This window comes from Streptomyces sp. NPDC047974 (genome assembly GCF_040653375.1).
In the GTDB taxonomy this organism is placed as follows: domain Bacteria; phylum Actinomycetota; class Actinomycetes; order Streptomycetales; family Streptomycetaceae; genus Streptomyces.
In genome coordinates, this window is the sequence record NZ_JBEZNU010000033.1 from 17,588 (window position 1) to 37,391 (window position 19,804).

General features: G+C 72.4%; 18 protein-coding genes and 1 tRNA gene. 7 read left to right on the forward strand and 12 right to left on the reverse strand.

The window, feature by feature from the left end; all coding sequences use genetic code 11:
- The first annotated feature begins 233 nt into the window (after positions 1-233).
- A complete protein-coding gene (locus AB0E19_RS32385; protein ID WP_362186506.1) occupies positions 234-1,616 on the forward strand; it encodes an NAD(P)/FAD-dependent oxidoreductase in 1,383 nt (460 codons plus the stop codon).
- 176 nt (positions 1,617-1,792) lie between these two features.
- Positions 1,793-3,088 (forward strand): cyclopropane-fatty-acyl-phospholipid synthase family protein, encoded by a 1,296-nt coding sequence (locus tag AB0E19_RS32390; protein WP_362186510.1) that lies wholly within the window; start codon positions 1,793-1,795, stop codon positions 3,086-3,088.
- Between the two features lie 58 nt (positions 3,089-3,146).
- Here AB0E19_RS32390 and AB0E19_RS32395 read toward each other — a convergent pair whose 3' ends face one another.
- The gene (locus tag AB0E19_RS32395) at positions 3,147-5,678 is read right to left on the reverse strand and encodes an FtsX-like permease family protein (protein WP_362186513.1); all 2,532 of its coding nucleotides are present in this window, start codon (positions 5,676-5,678) and stop codon (positions 3,147-3,149) included.
- A gap of 58 nt (positions 5,679-5,736) precedes the next feature.
- Positions 5,737-6,507, reverse strand: a complete 771-nt coding sequence (locus AB0E19_RS32400) for an ABC transporter ATP-binding protein (protein WP_360607742.1) — start codon at positions 6,505-6,507, stop codon at positions 5,737-5,739.
- A gap of 402 nt (positions 6,508-6,909) precedes the next feature.
- On the opposite strand from AB0E19_RS32400, the gene AB0E19_RS32405 reads away from it, so the two are divergent.
- The 3 genes from AB0E19_RS32405 (at position 6,910) to AB0E19_RS32415 (ending at position 8,473) form a co-directional block, all read left to right on the forward strand.
- Positions 6,910-6,995: transfer RNA gene (locus tag AB0E19_RS32405), tRNA-Leu, on the forward strand.
- Positions 6,996-7,154: 159 nt separating this feature from the next.
- Positions 7,155-8,057 (forward strand): Bax inhibitor-1/YccA family protein, encoded by a 903-nt coding sequence (locus AB0E19_RS32410; protein ID WP_360607744.1) that lies wholly within the window; start codon positions 7,155-7,157, stop codon positions 8,055-8,057.
- Positions 8,058-8,143: 86 nt separating this feature from the next.
- Positions 8,144-8,473, forward strand: coding sequence for a hypothetical protein (locus tag AB0E19_RS32415; protein WP_362186517.1), 330 nt, complete (start codon positions 8,144-8,146; stop codon positions 8,471-8,473).
- Positions 8,474-8,567: 94 nt separating this feature from the next.
- Here the strand turns inward: AB0E19_RS32415 and AB0E19_RS32420 are convergent, their stop codons facing one another.
- The 3 genes from AB0E19_RS32420 to AB0E19_RS32430 form a co-directional block, all read right to left on the reverse strand.
- A complete protein-coding gene (locus AB0E19_RS32420; protein ID WP_360607748.1) occupies positions 8,568-9,404 on the reverse strand; it encodes a hypothetical protein in 837 nt (278 codons plus the stop codon).
- A 345-nt stretch (positions 9,405-9,749) separates the two neighbouring features.
- A complete protein-coding gene (locus tag AB0E19_RS32425) occupies positions 9,750-10,970 on the reverse strand; it encodes an acetyl-CoA C-acetyltransferase (RefSeq protein ID WP_360607750.1) in 1,221 nt (406 codons plus the stop codon).
- A 111-nt stretch (positions 10,971-11,081) separates the two neighbouring features.
- Positions 11,082-12,122, reverse strand: a complete 1,041-nt coding sequence (locus tag AB0E19_RS32430; protein ID WP_362186633.1) for an SGNH/GDSL hydrolase family protein — start codon at positions 12,120-12,122, stop codon at positions 11,082-11,084.
- Positions 12,123-12,269: 147 nt separating this feature from the next.
- Between AB0E19_RS32430 and AB0E19_RS32435 the strand changes: the two genes are divergently transcribed.
- A complete protein-coding gene (locus AB0E19_RS32435) occupies positions 12,270-13,652 on the forward strand; it encodes a cystathionine beta-synthase (protein WP_362186522.1) in 1,383 nt (460 codons plus the stop codon).
- A gap of 272 nt (positions 13,653-13,924) precedes the next feature.
- Here the strand turns inward: AB0E19_RS32435 and AB0E19_RS32440 are convergent, their stop codons facing one another.
- Positions 13,925-14,656 carry a DUF4232 domain-containing protein gene (locus tag AB0E19_RS32440; RefSeq protein WP_362186526.1) on the reverse strand — a complete coding sequence of 244 codons (732 nt, stop codon included), beginning with the start codon at positions 14,654-14,656 and terminating at the stop codon, positions 13,925-13,927.
- Positions 14,657-14,887: 231 nt separating this feature from the next.
- On the opposite strand from AB0E19_RS32440, the gene AB0E19_RS32445 reads away from it, so the two are divergent.
- The gene (locus AB0E19_RS32445) at positions 14,888-15,742 is read left to right on the forward strand and encodes a MurR/RpiR family transcriptional regulator (protein ID WP_362186528.1); all 855 of its coding nucleotides are present in this window, start codon (positions 14,888-14,890) and stop codon (positions 15,740-15,742) included.
- 16 nt (positions 15,743-15,758) lie between these two features.
- On the opposite strand, the gene AB0E19_RS32450 is transcribed toward AB0E19_RS32445, so the two are convergent.
- The 6 genes from AB0E19_RS32450 to AB0E19_RS32475 form a co-directional block, all read right to left on the reverse strand.
- A complete protein-coding gene (locus tag AB0E19_RS32450; RefSeq protein WP_362186531.1) occupies positions 15,759-16,130 on the reverse strand; it encodes a hypothetical protein in 372 nt (123 codons plus the stop codon).
- Positions 16,131-16,200: 70 nt separating this feature from the next.
- Positions 16,201-16,593 carry a roadblock/LC7 domain-containing protein gene (locus AB0E19_RS32455; protein ID WP_360607761.1) on the reverse strand — a complete coding sequence of 131 codons (393 nt, stop codon included), beginning with the start codon at positions 16,591-16,593 and terminating at the stop codon, positions 16,201-16,203.
- Positions 16,594-16,634: 41 nt separating this feature from the next.
- The gene (locus tag AB0E19_RS32460) at positions 16,635-17,402 is read right to left on the reverse strand and encodes a transcriptional regulator (protein WP_362186536.1); all 768 of its coding nucleotides are present in this window, start codon (positions 17,400-17,402) and stop codon (positions 16,635-16,637) included.
- The gene (locus tag AB0E19_RS32465; protein WP_362186540.1) at positions 17,399-17,806 is read right to left on the reverse strand and encodes a hypothetical protein; all 408 of its coding nucleotides are present in this window, start codon (positions 17,804-17,806) and stop codon (positions 17,399-17,401) included. The genes AB0E19_RS32460 and AB0E19_RS32465 overlap by 4 nt, the downstream gene beginning before the upstream one ends.
- 150 nt (positions 17,807-17,956) lie before the next feature.
- On the reverse strand, positions 17,957-18,433 hold the full coding sequence (locus AB0E19_RS32470) for an SRPBCC family protein (RefSeq protein ID WP_362186543.1): 477 nt from the start codon (positions 18,431-18,433) through the stop codon (positions 17,957-17,959).
- 24 nt (positions 18,434-18,457) lie between these two features.
- Positions 18,458-19,786 carry a diaminopimelate decarboxylase gene (locus AB0E19_RS32475; RefSeq protein ID WP_362186546.1) on the reverse strand — a complete coding sequence of 443 codons (1,329 nt, stop codon included), beginning with the start codon at positions 19,784-19,786 and terminating at the stop codon, positions 18,458-18,460.
- Positions 19,787-19,804 lie beyond the last annotated feature (18 nt).

The window sequence follows — 19,804 nt, forward strand, 5'->3', positions numbered from 1 at the left end:
CGGAGGCCACTTCGCTCGAAGTTTCCATCGTGTGAACGCACCTGCTGGTTCAGCGTTAACGGGCGCTCTCCAGGCCAGTTCAGTAGGGGTGAACAACGTTCACCAGTGCATTCCGGTTCCTTTGCACGACCATGACCTGGATCACGTGGGCGGCGGAGTGTAGCAGAGTGCCCTCGGAAGCTTGTGAAGGGGCGCACGAGGTGACCCCCCCGAGTGGGTGGATACTCGATGGCATGAGCACCACGGAGCGTCCCAGGATCCTCATCGTAGGCGGCGGGTACGTTGGCCTGTACGCCGCGCGGCGCATCCTCAAGAAGATGCGTTACGCCGAGGCGACCGTCACGGTCGTCGACCCCCGGTCGTACATGACCTATCAGCCCTTCCTCCCCGAAGCCGCCGCCGGCAGCATCTCGCCGCGCCACGTCGTCGTCCCGCTGCGACGCGTCGTGCGCGGAGCCGAGGTGCTCACCGGCCGGGTCACCACCATCGACCAGGACCGCAAGGTCGCCACGATCGCGCCGCTCGTCGGCGAGGCGTACGAGCTGCCGTTCGACTACCTGGTCATCTCGATGGGTGCCGTCTCCCGCACCTTCCCGATCCCCGGCCTCGCCGAGCAGGGCATCGGCATGAAGGGCATCGAGGAGGCCATCGGCCTGCGCAACCACGTCCTCGAGCAGCTGGACAAGGCCGACTCGACCACCGACGAGGAGGTCCGCCGCAAGGCCCTGACCTTCGTCTTCGTCGGCGGTGGCTTCGCCGGCGCCGAGACGATCGGCGAGGTCGAGGACATGGCCCGCGACGCCGCGAAGTACTACCAGAACGTGTCGCGCGAGGACATGCGCTTCGTCCTGGTCGACGCCGCGGACAAGATCCTCCCCGAGGTGGGCCCGAAGCTCGGCCAGTACGGCAAGGAGCACCTGGAGAGCCGCGGCATCGAGATCTACCTGGAGACCTCCATGGACTCCTGCGTGGACGGCCACGTCGTGCTCAAGAACGGCCTCGAGGTCGACTCCAACACCATCGTGTGGACCGCCGGCGTCAAGCCCAACCCGGCGCTCGCCCGCTTCGGCCTGCCGCTCGGCCCCCGCGGCCACGTGGACTGCAACGAGAAGCTCCAGGTCAACGGCATGGACTACGTCTGGGCCGCGGGCGACAACGCCCAGGTCCCGGACATGGTCGGCCGCCGCGCCGGCAACCCGAACGCCTGGTGCCCGCCGAACGCCCAGCACGCCCTGCGCCAGGCCAAGATCCTCGGCGACAACGTCGTGTCCGGCATGCGCGGCTTCCCGCAGAAGGAGTACAGCCACGCCAACAAGGGCGCCGTGGCCGGCCTCGGTCTGCACAAGGGCGTCGCCATGATCGTCATGGGCAAGGTGAAGATCAAGCTCAAGGGCCGTCTCGCCTGGTACATGCACCGTGGCTACCACGGCATGGCGATGCCGACCTTCAACCGCAAGATCCGCGTCTTCGCCGACTGGACCCTCGGCATGTTCCTCAAGCGCGAGGTCGTGTCGCTCGGCGCCATGGAGACGCCGCGCGAGGAGTTCTACGAGGCCGCCAAGCCCGCCCCGGCCCCGGCCGCGGCCGCCCCGGCCCCGGAGAAGGCCAAGGCGTAGCAACACCCCCAGCAGTACCGAAGGGCCGTCCGTCATCCGTGGTGCGGGCGGCCCTTCGGCGTGTTTTCGGCACGCTTTGCCGAGTCCTTGCGTCGCGGCGGGATGGGAAACGCCTACCGACGGTGTTCCCTTGGTGACGAACCAATCTGGGGCAAGGACCACGGAGGTGTTTCACCATGGCCGACGCCGCGACGCGGCTCGCGACCCTCGCCGAGGATCTGCTGGGAAGTCCCCTCCCGGTGCGCCTGCGCGCCTGGGACGGCAGCGAAGCCGGGCCGGCGGGAGACGGACCCGTGCTCGTGATCCGGGACCGCAAGGCGCTGCGCCGCATGATCTGGAAGCCCGGCGAACTGGGCCTGGCCCGCGCCTGGGTGGCCGGGGAGATCGACGTCGAGGGCGACCTGTACGAGGCGGTCGACCGGCTCTCCGGGCTGATCTGGGAGCGCGGCGAGGAGACCCGCGGCCTGCTCTCCGCCGCACGCGATCCGCGGATGCGGGCCGCCGCGGGGGCGCTGCTGCGGCTCGCCGGGCCGCTGCCGCCGCCGAAGCCGCCGGCCGAGGAGGCGAAGGGCCGCGGCGGCGGCCGGCACAGCAGGCGCAGCGACCGGCAGGCGATCAGCCACCACTACGACGTCGGCAACGACTTCTACGCGCTGGTGCTCGGCCCGTCGATGGTCTACTCGTGCGCCTACTGGACGGACGGCGGGACCCTGGAGGAGGCCCAGCGGGCCAAGCTCGACCTCGTCGCCCGCAAGCTGGCCCTGAAGGAGGGCGACCGGCTCCTCGACGTCGGCTGCGGCTGGGGCTCGATGGCGATCCACGCGGCCCGCGAGTACGGCGCCCGGGTCGTCGGCATCACCCTCTCCCGCGAGCAGGCCGCCTTCGCCCGCAAGCGGATCGCCGAGGAGGGCCTCACCGACCGGATCGAGATCCGGGTCCAGGACTACCGGGACGTGCCCGACGGGCCCTTCGACGCGATCTCCTCCATCGGCATGGCCGAGCACGTCGGAGCGGCGAAGTACCGGGAGTACACCGACCTCCTGTACGGCCTCCTGAAGCCCGGCGGACGGCTTCTGAACCACCAGATCTCGCGCCGCCCGGAGCCCGACGAGGAGACGTACGAGGTGGACGCCTTCATCGACGCGTACGTCTTCCCCGACGGCGAACTCGCCCCGATGGGCCGCACCCTGACGACCCTGGAGGACGCCGGCTTCGAGGTCCGGGACGTGGAGGCGCTGCGCGAGCACTACGCGCTGACGCTGCGCCGCTGGGTGGCGAACCTGGAGGGGGAGTGGGACCGGGCGGTCCGGCTGACCTCCCCGGGCCGGGCGAGGATCTGGCGGCTGTACATGGCGGCCTCGGCGGTCTCCTTCGAGCGCAACCGGATCGGCGTGAACCAGTTCCTGGCGGTGCGGACGCCGGCGCCGGGGACGAGCGGGCTGCCGCTGCGGACGCGGGAGTGGACGGAGTAGGGGACGACGGAAGGGCCGGTCCCCGTGCGGGGGACCGGCCCTTCTCGTACCTCGGTGCCTACTCGGCCTTGATGGCGGTGAGCATGTTCAGGCGGGCGGCGCTGCGGGCCGGCCAGAGGGAGGCGAGGACGCCGACCAGGGCGGCCAGGAGCAGGAAGATCCCGACCCGGTCCCAGGGCACGACCAGGCCGTAGCCCGGCAGGCTCGACTCGAAGGTCTTGCCGATGGCCCAGGCGAGGAAGGTGCCGAGGCCGACGCCGACGATCGCGCCGAAGACCGAGATGACCACGGCCTCCAGGCGGACCATGCGCTTCACCCGGCGGCGGTCGAGACCGATCGCCCGGATCATGCCGATCTCCTGCTGCCGCTCGAAGACGGACATCGCGAGGGTGTTGACGACGCCGAGGACGGCGATGATCAGGGCCATCGCGAGCAGGCCGTACATGATGTTCAGGAGCAGGTTGATCTGTCCGCCGAAGGTGTCGCGGATGTCCTTCTCGTCCATGACGGAGATGGCCGGGTTGTCGCCCAGGGCCTTGACCAGCGCCTGCTCGTTCGCGGCGGTGGGGCCGCCGTCGGTGGAGACGAAGATCTGCGGGATGTACTTCATCGGGTCGTGCGCGTCGAGGATCTTCGTGTCGACGAGGACGGGGGAGAGGAACTCGCTGTCCTTGTAGATCGCGGCGACCTTCAGCTCGCCCTTCTTCTTGTCCATGTACTCGACCGGGACGGAGGCGCCGACCTTCAGGCCGCGCTTGGCGGCGGTCTTGTCGGCGACGGCGATCTGCCCGTCGGCGAGCCCGGCCAGCGAGCCCTCCACGACGTCGACCTTGAGGACCTTCTCGATGGCGCCGGGCGTGACGCCGGAGGCGGAGACGTACGACCCCTTGAGGTCGAAGGCGCCGGCCTGCTGCGGGGAGACCGCGGTGACGCCGGGGGTCTTCTCCAGGGCCGCGAGGGCCTCCTCGGACAGCCCGTCGCCGCTGGCCATGGCGACCATGTAGTCGGCCTTGATCTGCTCGACCGTCATCTTGTCGAGGGCCTGGCCGGCGCTGACGCCGATCACGGTGAGGCCGGTGACGAGGGTGAGGCCGATGGCGAGCGCGGAGGCGGTGGCGCCGGTGCGGCGCGGGTTGCGGACCGCGTTGAGGCCGGCGAGCTTGCCGGAGATCCCGAAGGCCTTCACGAAGAAGGGGCGGATCAGGGCGATCACGGGCCGGGACAGGAAGGGGATCAGGATGATGATGCCGATGAGGGTGGTGAAGGCACCGCCCGCGATCGTCATCCGGCCCTCGTCGCCGCCCGTGTTGGCGCCGAGCACGATCAGGACCGCGCCGATCGCGGTGATCGCGGCGCCGATCGAGTTCCGCACGACGAGCGACTTGGCGTTCGGGGTGGCGTGGACGCTGTTCATGGCGGCGACCGGCGGGATCTTCGCGGCGCGGCGGCCGGGCAGCCAGGCGGCCAGCATGGTGATGACGACGCCGACGCCGAAGGCGGAGAGCACCGGGGTGGCGCCGAGGACCAGGTCGCCGTCCGGGACCTTCATGTCGAAGGCGGCCATGCCGGAGCGCAGGCCCATGGCGAGCCCGATGCCGAGGAGGTAGCCGACGGCGGAGGCGACCAGGCCGACGATGCCGGCCTCGGCGAGGACGGAGCGGGTGATCTGCTTGCGCGAGGCACCCACCGCGCGCATCAGGGCGAGCTCCTTGGTGCGCTGGGCGACCAGCATGGTGAAGGTGTTGGAGATCAGGAAGACGCCGACGAAGAGCGCGATGCCGGCGAAGGCGAGGAGCGTCTGGTTGAGCGCGCCGAGGCCGGACTCGATGTCGCGGGCCTGCTGGTCGGCGAGGGCCTGGCCGGTCTGCGCGGTGGCGGCCTTCGGGACGACCTTCAGGATCTCGTCGCGGAGCTTCTCGTCGTCGGCGCCGGGGGCGGCCGAGACGTTCAGGTCGGAGTAGTAGCCGGGCTTCAGGTAGAGCTTCTGGGCGACCGGGGCGTCGAAGACGACGAGGCTGCCGCCGGCGTTGACGGCGCCGTCCTCCGTGGTGAAGACGCCGGAGAGGGTGTACTCCTTCACCGGCCCGTTGGTGGCGACGCGGACCCGCTCGCCGACCTGGTAGCCGCCCTTGTCGGCGGTCTCCTTGTCCAGGGCGATCTGGCCCGGCTCGGCGGGGCCGTTCCCGGAGGTGAAGGCGAGGGCCGGGTCCTTGCCGTCGGGGCCGGGGGCGAAGTTGGTGCCCTTGTTGGACCAGCCGGAGCCGATCAGCTTGCCCTTGGCGTCCGGCACGCCGGCGAAGCCGTCGACGCGGGGCTGGACGCCGGTGACGCCGTCGAGCTTCGCGACCTTGTCGACGGTCGCCTGGGAGAGGCCCGGGTTCTTGGCGGCCTCCTCCGGGTCCGGCCGCATGCTGACGGCGACGGCGACGTCGTCGTAGCTCTTCGCGGACTGGCCCCGGAAGGCCTGGGAGAGGGTGTCGGTGAAGACGAGGGTGCCGGAGACGAAGGCGACGCCGAGCATCACGGCGAGCACGGTCATCAGCAGCCGCGCCTTGTGCGCGAGGACGTTGCGCAGGGCGGTACGGAACATGGGTGAGGTCCTGGAGGAAGGCGGGACGGAAGTCAGGTGCGGGGCCGGCGCGTCCGCGTCAGCTCGTACGGCCCTTGGCGTCGAAGGCCTTCATGCGGTCGAGCACGCCGTCGGCGGAGGGGCGCAGCATCTCGTCGACGATCCGGCCGTCCGCCAGGAAGATCACGCGGTCGGCGTAGGAGGCGGCGACGGGGTCGTGGGTGACCATGACGACGGTCTGGCCGAGCTCGCGCACCGAGTTCCGGAGGAAGCCGAGGACCTCGGCGCCGGAGCGCGAGTCCAGGTTTCCGGTGGGCTCGTCACCGAAGATGATCTCCGGCTGGGAGGCGAGGGCGCGGGCGACGGCGACGCGCTGCTGCTGGCCGCCGGAGAGCTCGGTCGGGCGGTGCTTGAGGCGGCCGGAGAGGCCGAGCATGTCGATGACCTTCTGGACCCACGCCTGGTCCGCCTTGCGGCCGGCGATGTCCATGGGGAGCGTGATGTTCTCCATGGCGGTGAGGGTCGGCAGGAGGTTGAACGCCTGGAAGATGAAGCCGATCTTGTCCCGGCGGAGCTGGGTGAGCTGCTTGTCCTTGAGGGTGGACAGCTCGGTCTCACCGATCCGGACCGAACCGGAGGAGAAGGAGTCGAGGCCGGCGACGCAGTGCATGAGCGTCGACTTGCCGGAGCCGGAGGGGCCCATGATCGCGGTGAACTCGCCCTGGCGGAAGTCCACGCTGACCCGGTCGAGCGCGATCACCTGGGTCTCGCCCTGGCCGTAGACCTTCGTGAGTTCCGTGGCGCGGGCGGCCACGGCGGTGGCGCGGGGCACGGTGGGAGTGGTGGTCACGTGGGGACTCCTGTCACGACGGTCGATCGGATGAGCGGAAACCCGGTGTTCCGGGAACCACTCCATCGTTTCGAACGTTCTTGTCGCGGTCGTCCGCCCACGTGCCCGTTCCCAGGGCCCTCTCGGGTCGGACCGCACCCCTCCCGCCTCCTCCTCTGGTATGACGGCGACCCCGACGAGGGGGGCCGCGGCGGAGGTGACACACCTGCGGCGAGATCTGGTCATTCCGGGGGTGGCCGCTTTGCGCCCGCGACCTCGGTCACAGTTCGCGAAAACGCCGCCCACCTGCGCTGACGCACCCTCAGACGTCAATAAAATAAGACAACATCGCGCCCTCGTTACCGCTGAACGGGGGAAGGGCCCCGATAGGCTCCTGTGCTAACGCGGAGCATTCGCGACAACGCCCGGATGGTGGAATAGCAGACACGGCGAGCTTAAACCTCGCTGGCCTTCGGGCCGTACCGGTTCAAGTCCGGTTCCGGGCACCACCCGGGCCCCAGGAGTCCCTGCGGCCCGGCGCACGGCCCCTCTCCCCGTCCTTCTCGCTCCCTCCCAAAAGATCCTCCCCGAGCACTAGAGAGTTTCTTTTGCCTACGCATTACTCTTGACGCAAGGCCGCGCAGTGCGGCCGTCCATGGAGGAGTGAGATGAGGAGCAGCAACCCGGTCTTCTCGCGACGGGGGTTCAGCCGCGACAACGGCTACGCGGGCTTCAACGCGCAGCAGCCGCAGGCCGGGGGCCCCGCCGTCGGAACGAACCCGTACGCGACCGGCAACCCGTACGCCGAGGGCGCGGCCAACCCGTACGCCACCAACCCCTACGCGCCGCAGGACGTCCAGACGGGCGCCCCGCAGCAGGCGCGCGGCAATGTGATGACGATCGACGACGTCGTGAGCCGTACGGCCATGACGCTCGGCACGGTCGTGCTCACCGCCGTCCTGTCCTGGCTGCTGCTGCCGGTCGACCCCGCGAACCTCGGCAAGTCCTACGGCATCGCCATCGGCGCCGCCCTGGTCGCGCTCGTCCTGTCGCTCGTGCAGTCCTTCAAGCGCAAGCCGTCGCCGGCGCTGATCCTGAGCTACGCGGCCTTCGAGGGCGTCTTCCTCGGCGTGATCTCGGCCGCCGTCTCGACGTACATCGCCGACGGCGTGGTCATCCAGGCCGTGCTCGGCACGATGGCGGTCTTCGCCGGCGTGCTCATCGCGTACAAGATGGGCTGGATCCGGGTCAACCGCCGCTTCACCGGCTTCGTGATGGCCGCGGCCATGGGCTTCATGCTGCTCATGGTGGTCAACCTGCTGTTCGCGGTCTTCGCGGGCGGCGACGGCCTCGGCTTCCGCAGCGGTGGCCTCGGCATCCTCTTCGGTGTCATCGGCATCATCCTGGGCGCCTGCTTCCTCGCCCTCGACTTCAAGCAGGTCGAGGACGGCATCACCTACGGTGCCCCGCGCGAGGAGGCCTGGCTGGCCGCCTTCGGTCTCACCATGACCCTGGTGTGGATCTACCTGGAGATGCTGCGTCTGCTGTCGATCCTCCAGGGCGACGACTGACGCACCCCGTGACTCGGGGGAAGGGCCCGTCCGGCACCCGCCGGGCGGGCCCTTCCGCGTGCCCGGAGGGCGGTAGGGTCGGCCGGGTGCTGGATACGAGTGAACTGACCACCGCCGTGGAACGCTTCGCCGACCGGCTGCGGGCGGCCCCCCAGAGCCGCCTCCAGCGGGGTGCGGCGGCGGAGGGCCTGGCCCTGGCGCGGGAGCTCGCGGTGCGGGCGCAGGCGGCCGAGACGCCGGGCCCGGAGCCGCGGATCATCCCCGACGCGGGGGTCTTCGTGGTCGCCGACCAGCTGGCCGTGGCCGGCACGGACCTCGCCGAGGCACTGCGAACGGCCCCGTCCCCCTCCCGCGAGCGGGAGCTGGACGAGGCCGTGAGGCTGGTGCGCGAGGCGCTGGAGCGATCGGGTCTGTAGCGGCGGCGCGGGAGCCGCGGGCGGGTCCGCCCGGGATCCGCGGCCGGAGTGCCACCCCGGCCCCCGCCCGGCGGCCGGAGGCCGGCGCGACGGATCAGAGGGACGCGATGACGCGGTCGGCGAGGATGTAGACGTTCTCGTCGTCGGTGTCGCCGTAGGAGAAGGTCAGGGCGAAGGCGCCGGAGACGCCGGAGCCGCCGAGGAGGACCGGGGTGCGCCCGGCGCGGAGGGCTTCGGCGAGGCGCTCGGCGGTCTCGCGGTGGCCGGGGGTCATACAGAGCGTGGTGCCGTCGGCGAAGACGTACACGTCCAGCGTGCCGAGCGGGCCGGGGCGGACGTCCGTGAGGGCCGTGGCCGTGTCGGCCAGCTCCTCCAGGCGCGCCACCGTGCGCTCGTGGTCCGTGACGACCGGGGTCTGCACCGGCACGAAGTCCGGGTGCGAGGGGTGCCGGCGGCGGGCTGCGGCCAGCTCCGCGGAGTCCTCGGGGTACTCGGGGAAGTCGTCCACCGGGTCGACGATGCCGTCGAGCGCCGCCGCCTCGGCCTCCATGGCCTCCAGGGCCATGGCCTCCAGGCCCACGAAGTCGGTCTGGCGCGGCACGAAGAGCCCGGTGGACTCCTCGCCGCCCAGGCCGCCGAGGAGGGCGGAGGGCGCGTCGGCCGCGTCCCGGGCCTCTTGTGCCGCCCAGAAGGCCCGCGCCTCGGCGAGCTCGCGCTCGCGCTCCTCGGCCAGCGCCTCGGTGACCGCGGCCCGTATCTCGGCGGCGGGCGAGGTGCGTGCCGCGGGGACCGTCACGCCGCGGTCGGCGGCGAGCTCGGTGCGCAGGGCGGTGACCTCCTTGCGGAGACCCCGCACGTGGTGCAGGGCAGCAGCGCCCACGGCCGTGGCAGCGGCCGTGGTCAGCAGCAGGGCAAGAGACATGGCGCTCACTGACGTACTCCCGATTCGAGTCGATCCCCCGACTTCCTACATCAGCTTGTCGCGCCCCGGGACCCCCTGTCAGTGCATTACGTCACGAAACGGACAGGTATTTTGGCCGGGTGTTTAGTCCCGTAAGTGCTCTGACCTGGGAAAACGAACTCCCCCGGGATGTATGTCACATCCTGGGGGAGATTCGGTCACGGCTTGGACGCGGGGTGGTTGACGCGTTCGGCGAATGGAGAGCGAGCCCCGGTTCAGCTCAGGCGCTCGCTCTTGTGGTCGCGCTGAGCTTCGCCACCGCTGCGGGCAGGTGCCGCCTTCGTTCCTCAGGCGACCCCTACCCTCCGCTACGGCTCAGCTCAGGCGCTCGATGACCATCGCCATGCCCTGGCCGCCGCCGACGCACATGGTCTCCAGGCCGAACTGCTTGTCGTGGAACTGGAGGCTGTTGATCAGGGTGCCGGTGATGCGGGCGCCCGTCATGCCGAAGGGGTGGCCGACGGCGATGGCGCCGCCGTTGACGTTCACCTTGTCCAGGTCCAGGCCGAGGTCCTGGTAGGAGGGGATGACCTGGGCGGCGAAGGCCTCGTTGATCTCGGCGAGGTCGATGTCGCCGACGGTGAGGCCGGCGCGCTTGATGGCCTGCTTCGACGCCTCGACCGGGCCGAGGCCCATGATCTCGGGGGAGAGGCCGGAGACGCCGGTGGAGACGATCCGGGCCAGCGGGGTCAGGCCCAGCTCGCGGGCCTTGGTGTCCGACATGATGACGAGCGCGGCGGCGCCGTCGTTCAGCGGGCAGCAGTTGCCGGCGGTGACCAGGCCGTCGGGGCGGAAGACCGGCTTGAGGCCCTGCACGCCCTCCAGGGTGACGCCGGCGCGCGGGCCGTCGTCCGTGGAGACGACCGTGCCGTCCGGGGTCGTCACGGGGGTGATCTCGCGCTCCCAGAAGCCGTTCTTGATGGCCTGCTCGGCGAGGTTCTGCGAGCGGACGCCGAACTCGTCCATCTCCTGGCGGCTGATGCCCTTCCAGCGGGCGAGGTTCTCCGCGGTCTGGCCCATGGCGATGTACGCGTCGGGGACGAGGCCGTCCTCGCGCGGGTCGTGCCAGGCGGAGCCCTCGGAGGCGGCGACGGCCGCGGTGCGGGCCTCGGCCTCGGCGAAGAGCGGGTTGTGGGTGTCGGGCCACGAGTCCGAGTTGCCGCGGACGAAGCTGGACACCATCTCGACGCCCGCCGAGATGAAGACGTCGCCCTCGCCCGCCTTGATCGCGTGCAGCGCCATCCGGGAGGTCTGCAGCGAGGAGGAGCAGTAGCGGGTGACCGTGCAGCCCGGCAGGTGGTCCATGCCCATCTGGACGGCGACGATCCGGCCCAGGTTGTTGCCCTGCTCGCCGCCCGGGAGGCCGCAGCCCAGCATCAGGTCGTCGATGTCGCGCGGGTCCAGCTCGGGGACCTTGGCGAGCGCGGCCTGGATGATCGTGGCCGTGAGGTCGTCGGGGCGCAGGTCCTTCAGGGAGCCCTTGAAGGCCCGGCCGATGGGGGAACGGGCGGTCGAGACGATCACGGCTTCGGGCATCACGGCTCCAGGGGGCTGGTGGGCGGTCGGGCTCAAGGGGAAGTTACCTGCACGTACCGCACGGGGTCATCGGGATCGGCGTGTGACGAGGGCCTCTTTCCAAGCGCTTGCTCAGGCGCGGGGGGAATCGTGCGGCAGGGGCTCGGCGGCCGTTTCCGCACGGGGCTCCCGCGCCTCCCCGGGGGCCGTGGCCTCCGCCTCCGCGGCCTCCGTGAGCCGCCGCCGGCGCCGGTGCTTCAGGAGCGCCCACGGGGCCCGGGCGCCGGTCACCTCGGTGCCCGCCTGCTTGGCCGCCTCGGCCGCCGCCTTCGCCACCGGCAGGATGTCCTCGCGGCGGCCCGGCTCCAGCCGGTCGGGCTCCGGCCACACGCCGAGCGCGGCGCACAGGGTCGGCAGCACGGCCATCGCCGCCGTCGCGTACCCCTCCGCCGACGGGTGGAAGAGGTCCACGCCGAACATCTCCCGGGGGTTCGCCGCGAACTCCGGGCCCAGCAGGTCGCCCAGCGACACCGTCCGCCCGCCCTGCTCCACCACCACGATCGTCTGCGCCGCCGCCAGCTGCCGGGACGCCCGCCGGGCCAGCCAGCGCAGCGGCTGGTACACCGGCTCGATCGTGCCCAGGTCCGGGCAGGTGCCGACCACCACCTCCGCCCCGGCCGTCCGCAGCCGCCGCACCGCCGCCGCCAGGAGCCGTACCGACTCCGTCGCCGGCATCCGGTGCGTCACGTCGTTCGCCCCGATCATGATCACGCAGACGTCCGGCGGGCCCAGCGGCTGCGCGAGCAGCAGCGACACCTGCCGCTCCAGATCGTCCGAGCGGGCCCCCGACAGCGCCACGTTCTTCAGCACCACCGGACGCTCCGCGACCGCCGCGAGCCCCGAGGCGAGCAGCGCGCCCGGCGTCTGACCCGCCCGGCGCACCCCCTGTCCGGCGGCCGTGGAATCACCCAGAAGGGCCAGCCGGAGCGGGTCCTCCGTGCCGAAGGCCCTGCCGTAGAGCCCGTCCACCGCCGGCGGCAGGGGAGCCGTCCCCGTGCCCACCGTCCGCTTCGCGAGCTGCGCCTCCGCCAGCAGGATCCCGACCGCGGCCACGCCGATCAGGCCGATGCTCCCGCCGCCGTACGCCGCTCCCGCCGCGATCCGGCGCGCCACCCTCGCCCTGGACATCGCGGGCGTCACCTCCTCCGAGCCGTACCGGTCCCACAGCTCCTTCGGGTCCGTTCAGGGTCTACCTGCCCCGAAAGGCGTCCCGACTACGCATACGCTGGCCACACCATTACGGAGACCCCGGAGAACACGGTGCAATTCCACGACTCGATGATCAGCCTCGTCGGCAACACCCCGCTGGTGAAGCTCAACAACGTGACGGCAGGCATTCAGGCCACCGTCCTCGCCAAGGTCGAGTACTTCAACCCGGGCGGGTCGGTCAAGGACCGCATCGCGCTGCGGATGATCGAGGCGGCCGAGCAGAGCGGCGAGCTGAAGCCCGGCGGCACCATCGTCGAGCCCACGTCGGGCAACACCGGTGTCGGCCTGGCGATCGTGGCCCAGCAGAAGGGCTACAAGTGCATCTTCGTCTGCCCGGACAAGGTGTCCCTCGACAAGATCAACGTGCTGCGGGCCTACGGCGCCGAGGTCGTCGTCTGCCCCACGGCCGTCGACCCGGAGCACCCGGACTCGTACTACAACGTCTCCGACCGCCTGGTCCGTGAGACGCCCGGCGCCTGGAAGCCCGACCAGTACTCGAACCCGAACAACCCGCGCTCCCACTACGAGACCACCGGTCCCGAGCTGTGGGAGCAGACGGAGGGGAAGATCACCCACTTCGTCGCGGGCGTCGGCACCGGCGGCACCATCTCTGGCACCGGCAACTACCTGAAGGAGGCCAGCGGCGGCACGGTCAAGGTGATCGGCGCCGACCCCGAGGGCTCCGTGTACTCGGGCGGCTCCGGCCGTCCGTACCTGGTCGAGGGCGTCGGCGAGGACTTCTGGCCCACCGCCTACGACCGGAACGTCACCGACCGGATCGTCGCCGTGTCCGACAAGGACTCCTTCCAGATGACCCGCCGCCTCGCCAAGGAGGAGGGCCTCCTGGTCGGCGGCTCCTGCGGCATGGCCGTGGTCGCCGCCCTGGAGGTCGCCAAGGAGCTCGGCCCCGACGACGTCGTCGTCGTGCTGCTGCCGGACTCCGGCCGCGGCTACATGTCGAAGATCTTCAACGACGAGTGGATGGCCGACTACGGCTTCCTGGAGGACACCTCCACCGCCACCGTCGCCGACGTCCTGCGGCACAAGTCGGGCGGGCTTCCGTCCCTCGTCCACATGCACCCGGACGAGACCGTCGGCCAGGCCGTCGAGGTGCTGCGCGAGTACGGCGTCTCCCAGATGCCGATCGTGAAGCCGGGCGCCGGCCACCCCGACGTCATGGCCGCCGAGGTGATCGGCTCGGTCGTGGAGCGCGAGCTCCTGGACCACCTCTTCACCCGGAAGGCGCAGCTGGAGGACCCGCTGGAGGACCACATGTCCGCGCCGCTGCCGCAGGTCGGCTCCGGCGAGCCGGTCGCCGACCTGATGTCGGTCCTCGGCGAGGCCGACGCCGCCGTCGTCCTGGTCGAGGGCAAGCCGACCGGTGTCGTCAGCCGTCAGGACCTGCTGGCCTTCCTGGCCGGCGGCGGCAAGTAGCCGCCGGGAGGGGTCCGAGCGGGTGCTCGCGCGGGCGTTCGCGCAAACGGTACGAGTGCGACACGTCCACGCAGCACCCGCTTAACACGCCTCCGGCAGAGTGTTCTGTGTCGGCGTCACGGAAACCTCCGGAGCGGCTCCCGGACCTCTGACGACGCCGCGGACGCGGAGACCGGCCCTGACCCGGGCCCGTGTCCCCCGCGGGGACCGCCGTCGTCCCGCCCCCCAGTGATGGGGGTGCGGCGGTCCCCGCGTCAGCTTTCTCCCGGCGCTCAGAGCCCAGTGATCGGGCGCATCGCCAGGCCCTCGGTGCCGGCCCAGCCGTTGAGCCGCGCCGCGTCGTCGACGGAGACCGTGCCGAGGCCGTCGGGCAGGTCGAAGACGAGCGTGCCGCTCAGCTCGGTGCCCTCGCCGGCGACCAGGGTGGCGGTGAACCGGTCGGACTGGTCGTACTCCGCCTCGCCTCCCTCGTCGTTGCCGAAGACGTACAGGCCCGCGTAGGCCTTGCCGCCGCCCTCGACGACCACGGGCTCGTCGTCCGGCTCCCCGAGCGTCTCGACGATCGGGGCGGAGTTCCCGGCCGTGAGCCGGACGATCGGCGCCTCGTTGAGCACGCACGGCGTCCCGCTCCGGTTGGTGACGGTCAGCAGGAAGTGCCGGGGGGCCTCCCCGGGCTCGTCCTGGAGCTCCACGTGCGTGCCGAGGCCGGCGGCCTCGCAGTCGGCGTACTCCGTGCCGTTGCCGCCGCCGGTCTCGCCGCTGTCGCCGTTCCCGGTGGCCGTCGCCGTGGCCGAGGGGCTGTCGCCGCCGGTCCCGGAGTCGGTGGTGGGCGCGGTGGGCGCGGTGGTCCTCGCCGTGCCGGTCGGTGACGCGGCGCCCTTGCCGCCGTCGTCCTCGCCCTGGCAGGCGGTGGTCGTCAGCAGCGCGGCGACCACGGCCGCGCCGAGGACGGCGCCCCGCAGCCCCCGGCGTCCCGAACGGGCTCTGACCGTCGTGGAGTTCATGTCGTTTCCCTCTTCCCCCGGTGACCGGCCCCGGGCCGGCCCGTCTGTGAGCGACATCGGTAGTGTTGCCGCGCGGGGGCGGGGTTCCACGGGAAGCCGGTGTTTGTTACAGCCCCCGGACGTACGCGACGCCATGACGTGACCCCCCTGCCCGGAGGCCGTGACGGGCCCCTCTGCATATCCTTATGCAGACACGACCGGGGATGAATGGATGGGATGGAGGGGGACGGTATGAGCGACAGCCCGGCCGGGCGGCTCCAGGCGCTCTTCGAGGGGCACCGGCTCACGCCCACGCAGCGGCGGATCGCCCACTGCATGGTGCGGCGGGCCGCCGACGCGCCCTTCCTCTCCAGCGTCGAGCTCGCCGAGCTCGCCGGCGTCAGCCAGCCCTCCGTCACCCGCTTCGCGGTCGCCCTCGGCTTCGACGGCTACCCGGCGCTCCGGCGCCACCTGCGGGAGGTCGCGCCGCCCGGGCCCGCCGCGGCCCCCGCCGGGGCGGCGGAGGACGGCGGGCACAACGAGTACCAGCAGGCCGTCCTCGCCGAGATCGAGAACCTCCGGCACCTCGCCGGGCTGCTCGCCGACCCCGCGCCCGTGGAGCGCGCCGGCCGGCTGCTGGCCGGCTCCCGCCCGCTGCTCGTCCTGGGCCTGCGGGCCGCCTCCTCGCAGGCCCGCGGCTTCGCGTACTTCGCCGCCAAGGTGCACCCGGACGTCCGGCTGCTCGACGAGGGCGGCTCGATGCTCACCGACCGGATCGACGCGGCCGTGCGGGCCGGGGCCGGCGCGCTGCTCTGCTTCGCGCTGCCCCGGCACCCCCGCGAGGTCGTCGAGGCGCTGGAATACGCGCGGGCGGCCGGGCTCACGGTGGTGACCGTGGCCGAGTCCGCCTTCGCGCCCGTCGCCGCCCACTCCGACCTGCTCATCCCGGCCGCCGTCGGCACCGGGCTCGCCTTCGACACCGCCTGTGCGCCGATGCTCCTCGGCCGGGTCCTCCTGGAGGCCATGGCGGACGAGCTGCCGGACGCGCAGGCGCGCCTGGAGCAGTTCGACGCGAAGGCCGCGGAGCGCGGACTCTTCGTCGAGTAGCGGGGCCCGGCGCGGGTCAGACCTCCAGCTCCGCCTCGATCTTCTTCAGCTGGTGGCGGGCCATCGCCAGGTTGGCGCGGTCCTTCGACAGGGCCAGGTAGAGGAAGAGGCCCTGGGAGGTGCGGCTCTTGAGGAGCCGGATGAGGTGGTACTGGGTGCCGAGGGTGATCAGGATGTCCTCGATCTCCTCCTTGAGGCCGAGCATCTCCATCGCCCGGACCTTGGCCCGGACCACGTCGGTGTTGCCGGCGGCGGCGACGGTGAGGTCGAGCCCCTTGCCGCCGCCGATGGTGCCGAGCGCCATGCCGCTGGTGTAGTCGACGAGGGCCGCGCCGATCGCGCCGTCGATCGTGGCGGCTTCCTTGAGGGCGGTTTCGACGTTGGTCATGGTGCTACTTCCTTCTGTCTCCCGTACGGATCGTGTCTTCCGTGCGGATCGGATGGGGTGCGGTGCGGGGTCAGTGCGCGTCCCTGCGGTCCAGCGCGCCGTCGACGAGTTCGCCGATGCGGACGCTGGAGCGGCGGGCCTCCAGGTGGAGCCGGCCCACGTTGATGCGGGGTTCGGCGAGCAGGGTGAGGACGGCGGCGCCGCCGGCCGCGTACGTGGCGACGTAACCGTCCTCGCCGCGTACGAGCAGTTCGCGGAAGCCGCCCTGGCCGGTGGACTCGGTGAGCCGCCGGCCGACGCCGAGCGCGGCGGCGGTCAGTGCGGCCACGCTCTCCGCGGCGCCGTCCACGGTGTCGTGGGCGAGCACGAGGCCGTCGATGCTGGCGGCGAGCGCTCCGGTGAGCTGGGGCAGCCGGGCGCGCAGGCGTCTGAGCTCGCCGAGCACCTCGGCTTCGGCTGTCATCAACTGTCTCCTCTCGGCGCGCAGGCGCAGAGCACGCCTCATCACAGGTGTGCCTCCAGGGCGTCACGGAGCCGGCGCAGCAGGGCGATGTCGGGGTCGGACACCGGGGGGACCGGCGAGAAGGCCGGTGCGGGCGGTGCGGGGGTGGCGTCGGGGGCCGCGTCGAGCGGGGTCTCGACGAGTCCGGCGGCGGCGAGCCGACGGACGTCGAGGAGGGTGTGGAAGGCGGGGCGGCCGAGCAGCCGGGCCAGCTCGGCGGGGGTGCGGACGCCGTCGGCGGCGGCGAGCAGGGCGCGCCGGCGGGCGCCGACGCCCTGGCCGGGGGCGGCCGGGCGGGGTACGACGGGGGCGGTGTCGACGGAGGCGTAGGGCCAGACGGCGTCGAGGAGTTCGCGGCGGCGCAGCGTCTCGCGCTCGACGGCCTCGGCGGAGACCGGGCGGACCGTGCCGAACCAGTGGCCGACGCCGTACCGGAAGCGGGTGGGTCCGCTGGCGGGGGAGAGGGCGAAGAAGGCGGCGTCGAAGACGGCGCCGAGGTGGCAGATCTCCAGTTCGCCGTCGGCGAGGCGGCCGCTGTCGACGAGGAAGCGGCCGACCGCGCGGTGCGCGCCGGCCCGGTCGACGGCCTCGTCCCAGCCCTCGCGGGGCAGCCGCCCGGCGGTGGTGAGCAGCACGTCCATGCCGGGGGAGGCGGGGCTCTCGGCGTGGACGACGCGGCCGTCGACGAGGTAGAGGGTGCCGTGGTCGCGCAGCAGGGCGCCGGTGGCGCGCTCGGCCGCGAGCCGGACGAGCATGGGGGAGACGCTCATCCGAGGACCAGCCGCTCGGCGAGGTCGCCGAGGCGGATCCGGGCGAGGGCGAGGTTGCCGGTCGCGCGGTCGAGCCAGAGGTGGAGGAAGACGCTGGAGTCGAAGGAGGTCCGGACGAAGCGGAGGACGTGGTAGCCGGCCCGGGTGGTGACGATGAGGTCCTCGACGGGCGGTTCGCCGTCCTCCCCGTCGTCCCCGTCGGCGTCCGCGGCGGCGGTGAAGGAGTCGAACTCGGCGGCGGCGCGGGCGAGTTCCGCGGTCTCGGCGGCCGTCGTCTCGTGGTCCCCGACCGGCGACTCGCCCGCGGTGCCGAGTGCGAGGCCGCTGTTCCAGTCGACCAGCCAGGCGCCGCGCGCGCCCGGCAGGGTCATGGCCTCGGTCAGGCACTCGTCGATTCCGGGCACGCGGGTTCCCCTCCCGATACGGCGTGCGAGCAACGGCAGTGACGGCGACGTTACTGAACGGCGCGTGCCCGGGAGGGGGTTCTGGCATTTTCCATCGGAACATGCCCAGGGACGACCGGAATCGGACGGAGAACTGTCCGGCGGCGGGGGTCAGTAGCGGGACTCGACCGCCCGCGCGATGTCGTCCAGGTCCTTGGCGAGCGCCTTGGAGACGGCCTTCGCGCCGAAGCGGGCGAGGAGGCGGGCGAGGACGTTCTGCCGGCGGTCGTGGGCGGGGCGGGCGGAGAAGGCCATCCGCAGCACGCTGGCGTCCGGCCCGTCGGCGCGCAGCGAGAGCTCGGAGACGTAGTGCATGCCGTGCGAGTCGGCCACCGTCACGTACCGGTCGGGCGGCTCGCACGCGGTCACGGTCATCTCCTCCGTGGCCTCCTTGCCGAGCATCTTCCGGGTCTCCCGCCAGCGGGTGCCCACGCCGAAGGCGCCCTCGGTGAGCACCTCGACGCGCTGGACGCCGGACAGGACCCGGGGCAGGTCCGGCAGGTCGGTGATCGACTCCCAGACGCGGCCGGGCGAGGCGGCGACCCGGCGCTCCACGGCGACGGTTGTGGTGGTGGTCATGGCTCCCATCGAAGGGGGTTCCCGGGGGCTCCGCTACCGGACGAGCGCGTCCGCGTGCCCGCCGCCGGCCTCGGCGACGAGTTCTTCCGGGGTCTGCGCCGGGCGGACGAGGGCGAAGGCGACGGTGCCGTCTCCGGCCTCGTCCCCGGTGGTCGTGAAGCCGTGGACGGCGGGGCGGGGGAGGCTGTTGTAGGCGTAGTGGTGGGCGAAGGCGTACGCGCCGGTGTCCGGGACGGCGACCACGTCGCCCGGGCGGAGCAGCGGCAGCGCGCGGCCGGCGGCGAGGAGGTCGCCGGCGAAGCAGGCGGGGCCCGCCACGTCCTGGACGGTGACCTCGCCGCTCCGGGGGCGGCCCTCGGAGTCGTAGGCGAGGATCCGCAGCGGCCAGGCCTCGGGGGCGTACACCGTGCGGGTGGCGAGCTGCACGCCGGCGTGGGTGACGGCGATCGGGCGGCCGCCGGAGGTCTTGGTGTACTCGACGCGGGTGAGGACCGTGCCGTGCTTGGCGAGCAGCGAGCGGCCGAACTCGGTGACGAGGCGGTAGCGCCCGTCGAGGAGGCCGGGGACGGTGCCGGCGAGCAGCCGGGCGTAGTCGGCGTGGGTGGGCGTCTCCTCGTCGGAGGCGAAGTTCACCGGCAGGCCGCCGCCGATGTCGAGGGTGTCGATCTGCGGGCGGCCCGCCTTGGCGTTGATCTCCTCGGCCAGCTCGTACGCGGCCCGGACGCCTTCCGCCATCAGGGTGAGCGGGACGCCCTGGGACCCGGTGTGGGTGTGGAGCCGGGTGAGCCAGGGCCGGTCGAGGTACGCCTGGACGACGGCCTCGCGGGCGCCCTCGTCGCGCAGCGCGACGCCGAACTTGGAGGTGGCGGTGGCGGTGGACAGGGCGCCGATGGTCCCGGCGCCGACCTGGGGGTTGACCCGCAGCCCGAGCGGCGAGGCGGTGGGGGCGGAGGCGACGAGGGCGTCGATCCTGGCCAGCTCCTGGAGGTTGTCGGCGTTGACGGCGATCCCGAGGGCGAGCGCCTCGCGGAGCTCGGCGGGCGTCTTCGCGGGCGAGTCGAGGACGGTACGGGACGGGGGCACCCCGGCGGCCCGCGCGAGCGCCAGCTCTCCCGGGCTCGCCACCTCCGCCCCGATCCCCGCCTCGGCGAGCAGTCGCAGCACGGGCACGAGCGGCGCCGCCTTCACGGCGAAGGCGTGCAGTACCTCGGCCCGGGTGACGGCGGCGAAGGCGCTGGTCAGAGCGGCGGCGGAGGCGCGGATGCCGACGGTGTCGAGCAGGGCGACGACGGGCGATCCGGGCGTGAGCAGTCCCTGGGCGACGGCGGCCCGGACGGCGAGATCGCGACGAGGGGAGGCCATGCCCCCATCCTGGCGCGC

What these genes read in the sequence shown, in the direction of transcription:
- AB0E19_RS32445 (WP_362186528.1), top strand. Translation starts at nt 14,888, where the DNA reads ATGAGCGACAGCCCGGCCGGGCGGCTCCAGGCGCTCTTCGAGGGGCAC.
- AB0E19_RS32395 (WP_362186513.1), bottom strand. Translation starts at nt 5,678, where the DNA reads ATGTTCCGTACCGCCCTGCGCAACGTCCTCGCGCACAAGGCGCGGCTG.
- AB0E19_RS32440 (WP_362186526.1), bottom strand. Translation starts at nt 14,656, where the DNA reads ATGAACTCCACGACGGTCAGAGCCCGTTCGGGACGCCGGGGGCTGCGG.
- AB0E19_RS32390 (WP_362186510.1), top strand. Translation starts at nt 1,793, where the DNA reads ATGGCCGACGCCGCGACGCGGCTCGCGACCCTCGCCGAGGATCTGCTG.
- AB0E19_RS32410 (WP_360607744.1), top strand. Translation starts at nt 7,155, where the DNA reads ATGAGGAGCAGCAACCCGGTCTTCTCGCGACGGGGGTTCAGCCGCGAC.
- AB0E19_RS32425 (WP_360607750.1), bottom strand. Translation starts at nt 10,970, where the DNA reads ATGCCCGAAGCCGTGATCGTCTCGACCGCCCGTTCCCCCATCGGCCGG.
- AB0E19_RS32475 (WP_362186546.1), bottom strand. Translation starts at nt 19,786, where the DNA reads ATGGCCTCCCCTCGTCGCGATCTCGCCGTCCGGGCCGCCGTCGCCCAG.
- AB0E19_RS32385 (WP_362186506.1), top strand. Translation starts at nt 234, where the DNA reads ATGAGCACCACGGAGCGTCCCAGGATCCTCATCGTAGGCGGCGGGTAC.
- AB0E19_RS32455 (WP_360607761.1), bottom strand. Translation starts at nt 16,593, where the DNA reads ATGACAGCCGAAGCCGAGGTGCTCGGCGAGCTCAGACGCCTGCGCGCC.
- AB0E19_RS32450 (WP_362186531.1), bottom strand. Translation starts at nt 16,130, where the DNA reads ATGACCAACGTCGAAACCGCCCTCAAGGAAGCCGCCACGATCGACGGC.
- AB0E19_RS32470 (WP_362186543.1), bottom strand. Translation starts at nt 18,433, where the DNA reads ATGGGAGCCATGACCACCACCACAACCGTCGCCGTGGAGCGCCGGGTC.
- AB0E19_RS32460 (WP_362186536.1), bottom strand. Translation starts at nt 17,402, where the DNA reads ATGAGCGTCTCCCCCATGCTCGTCCGGCTCGCGGCCGAGCGCGCCACC.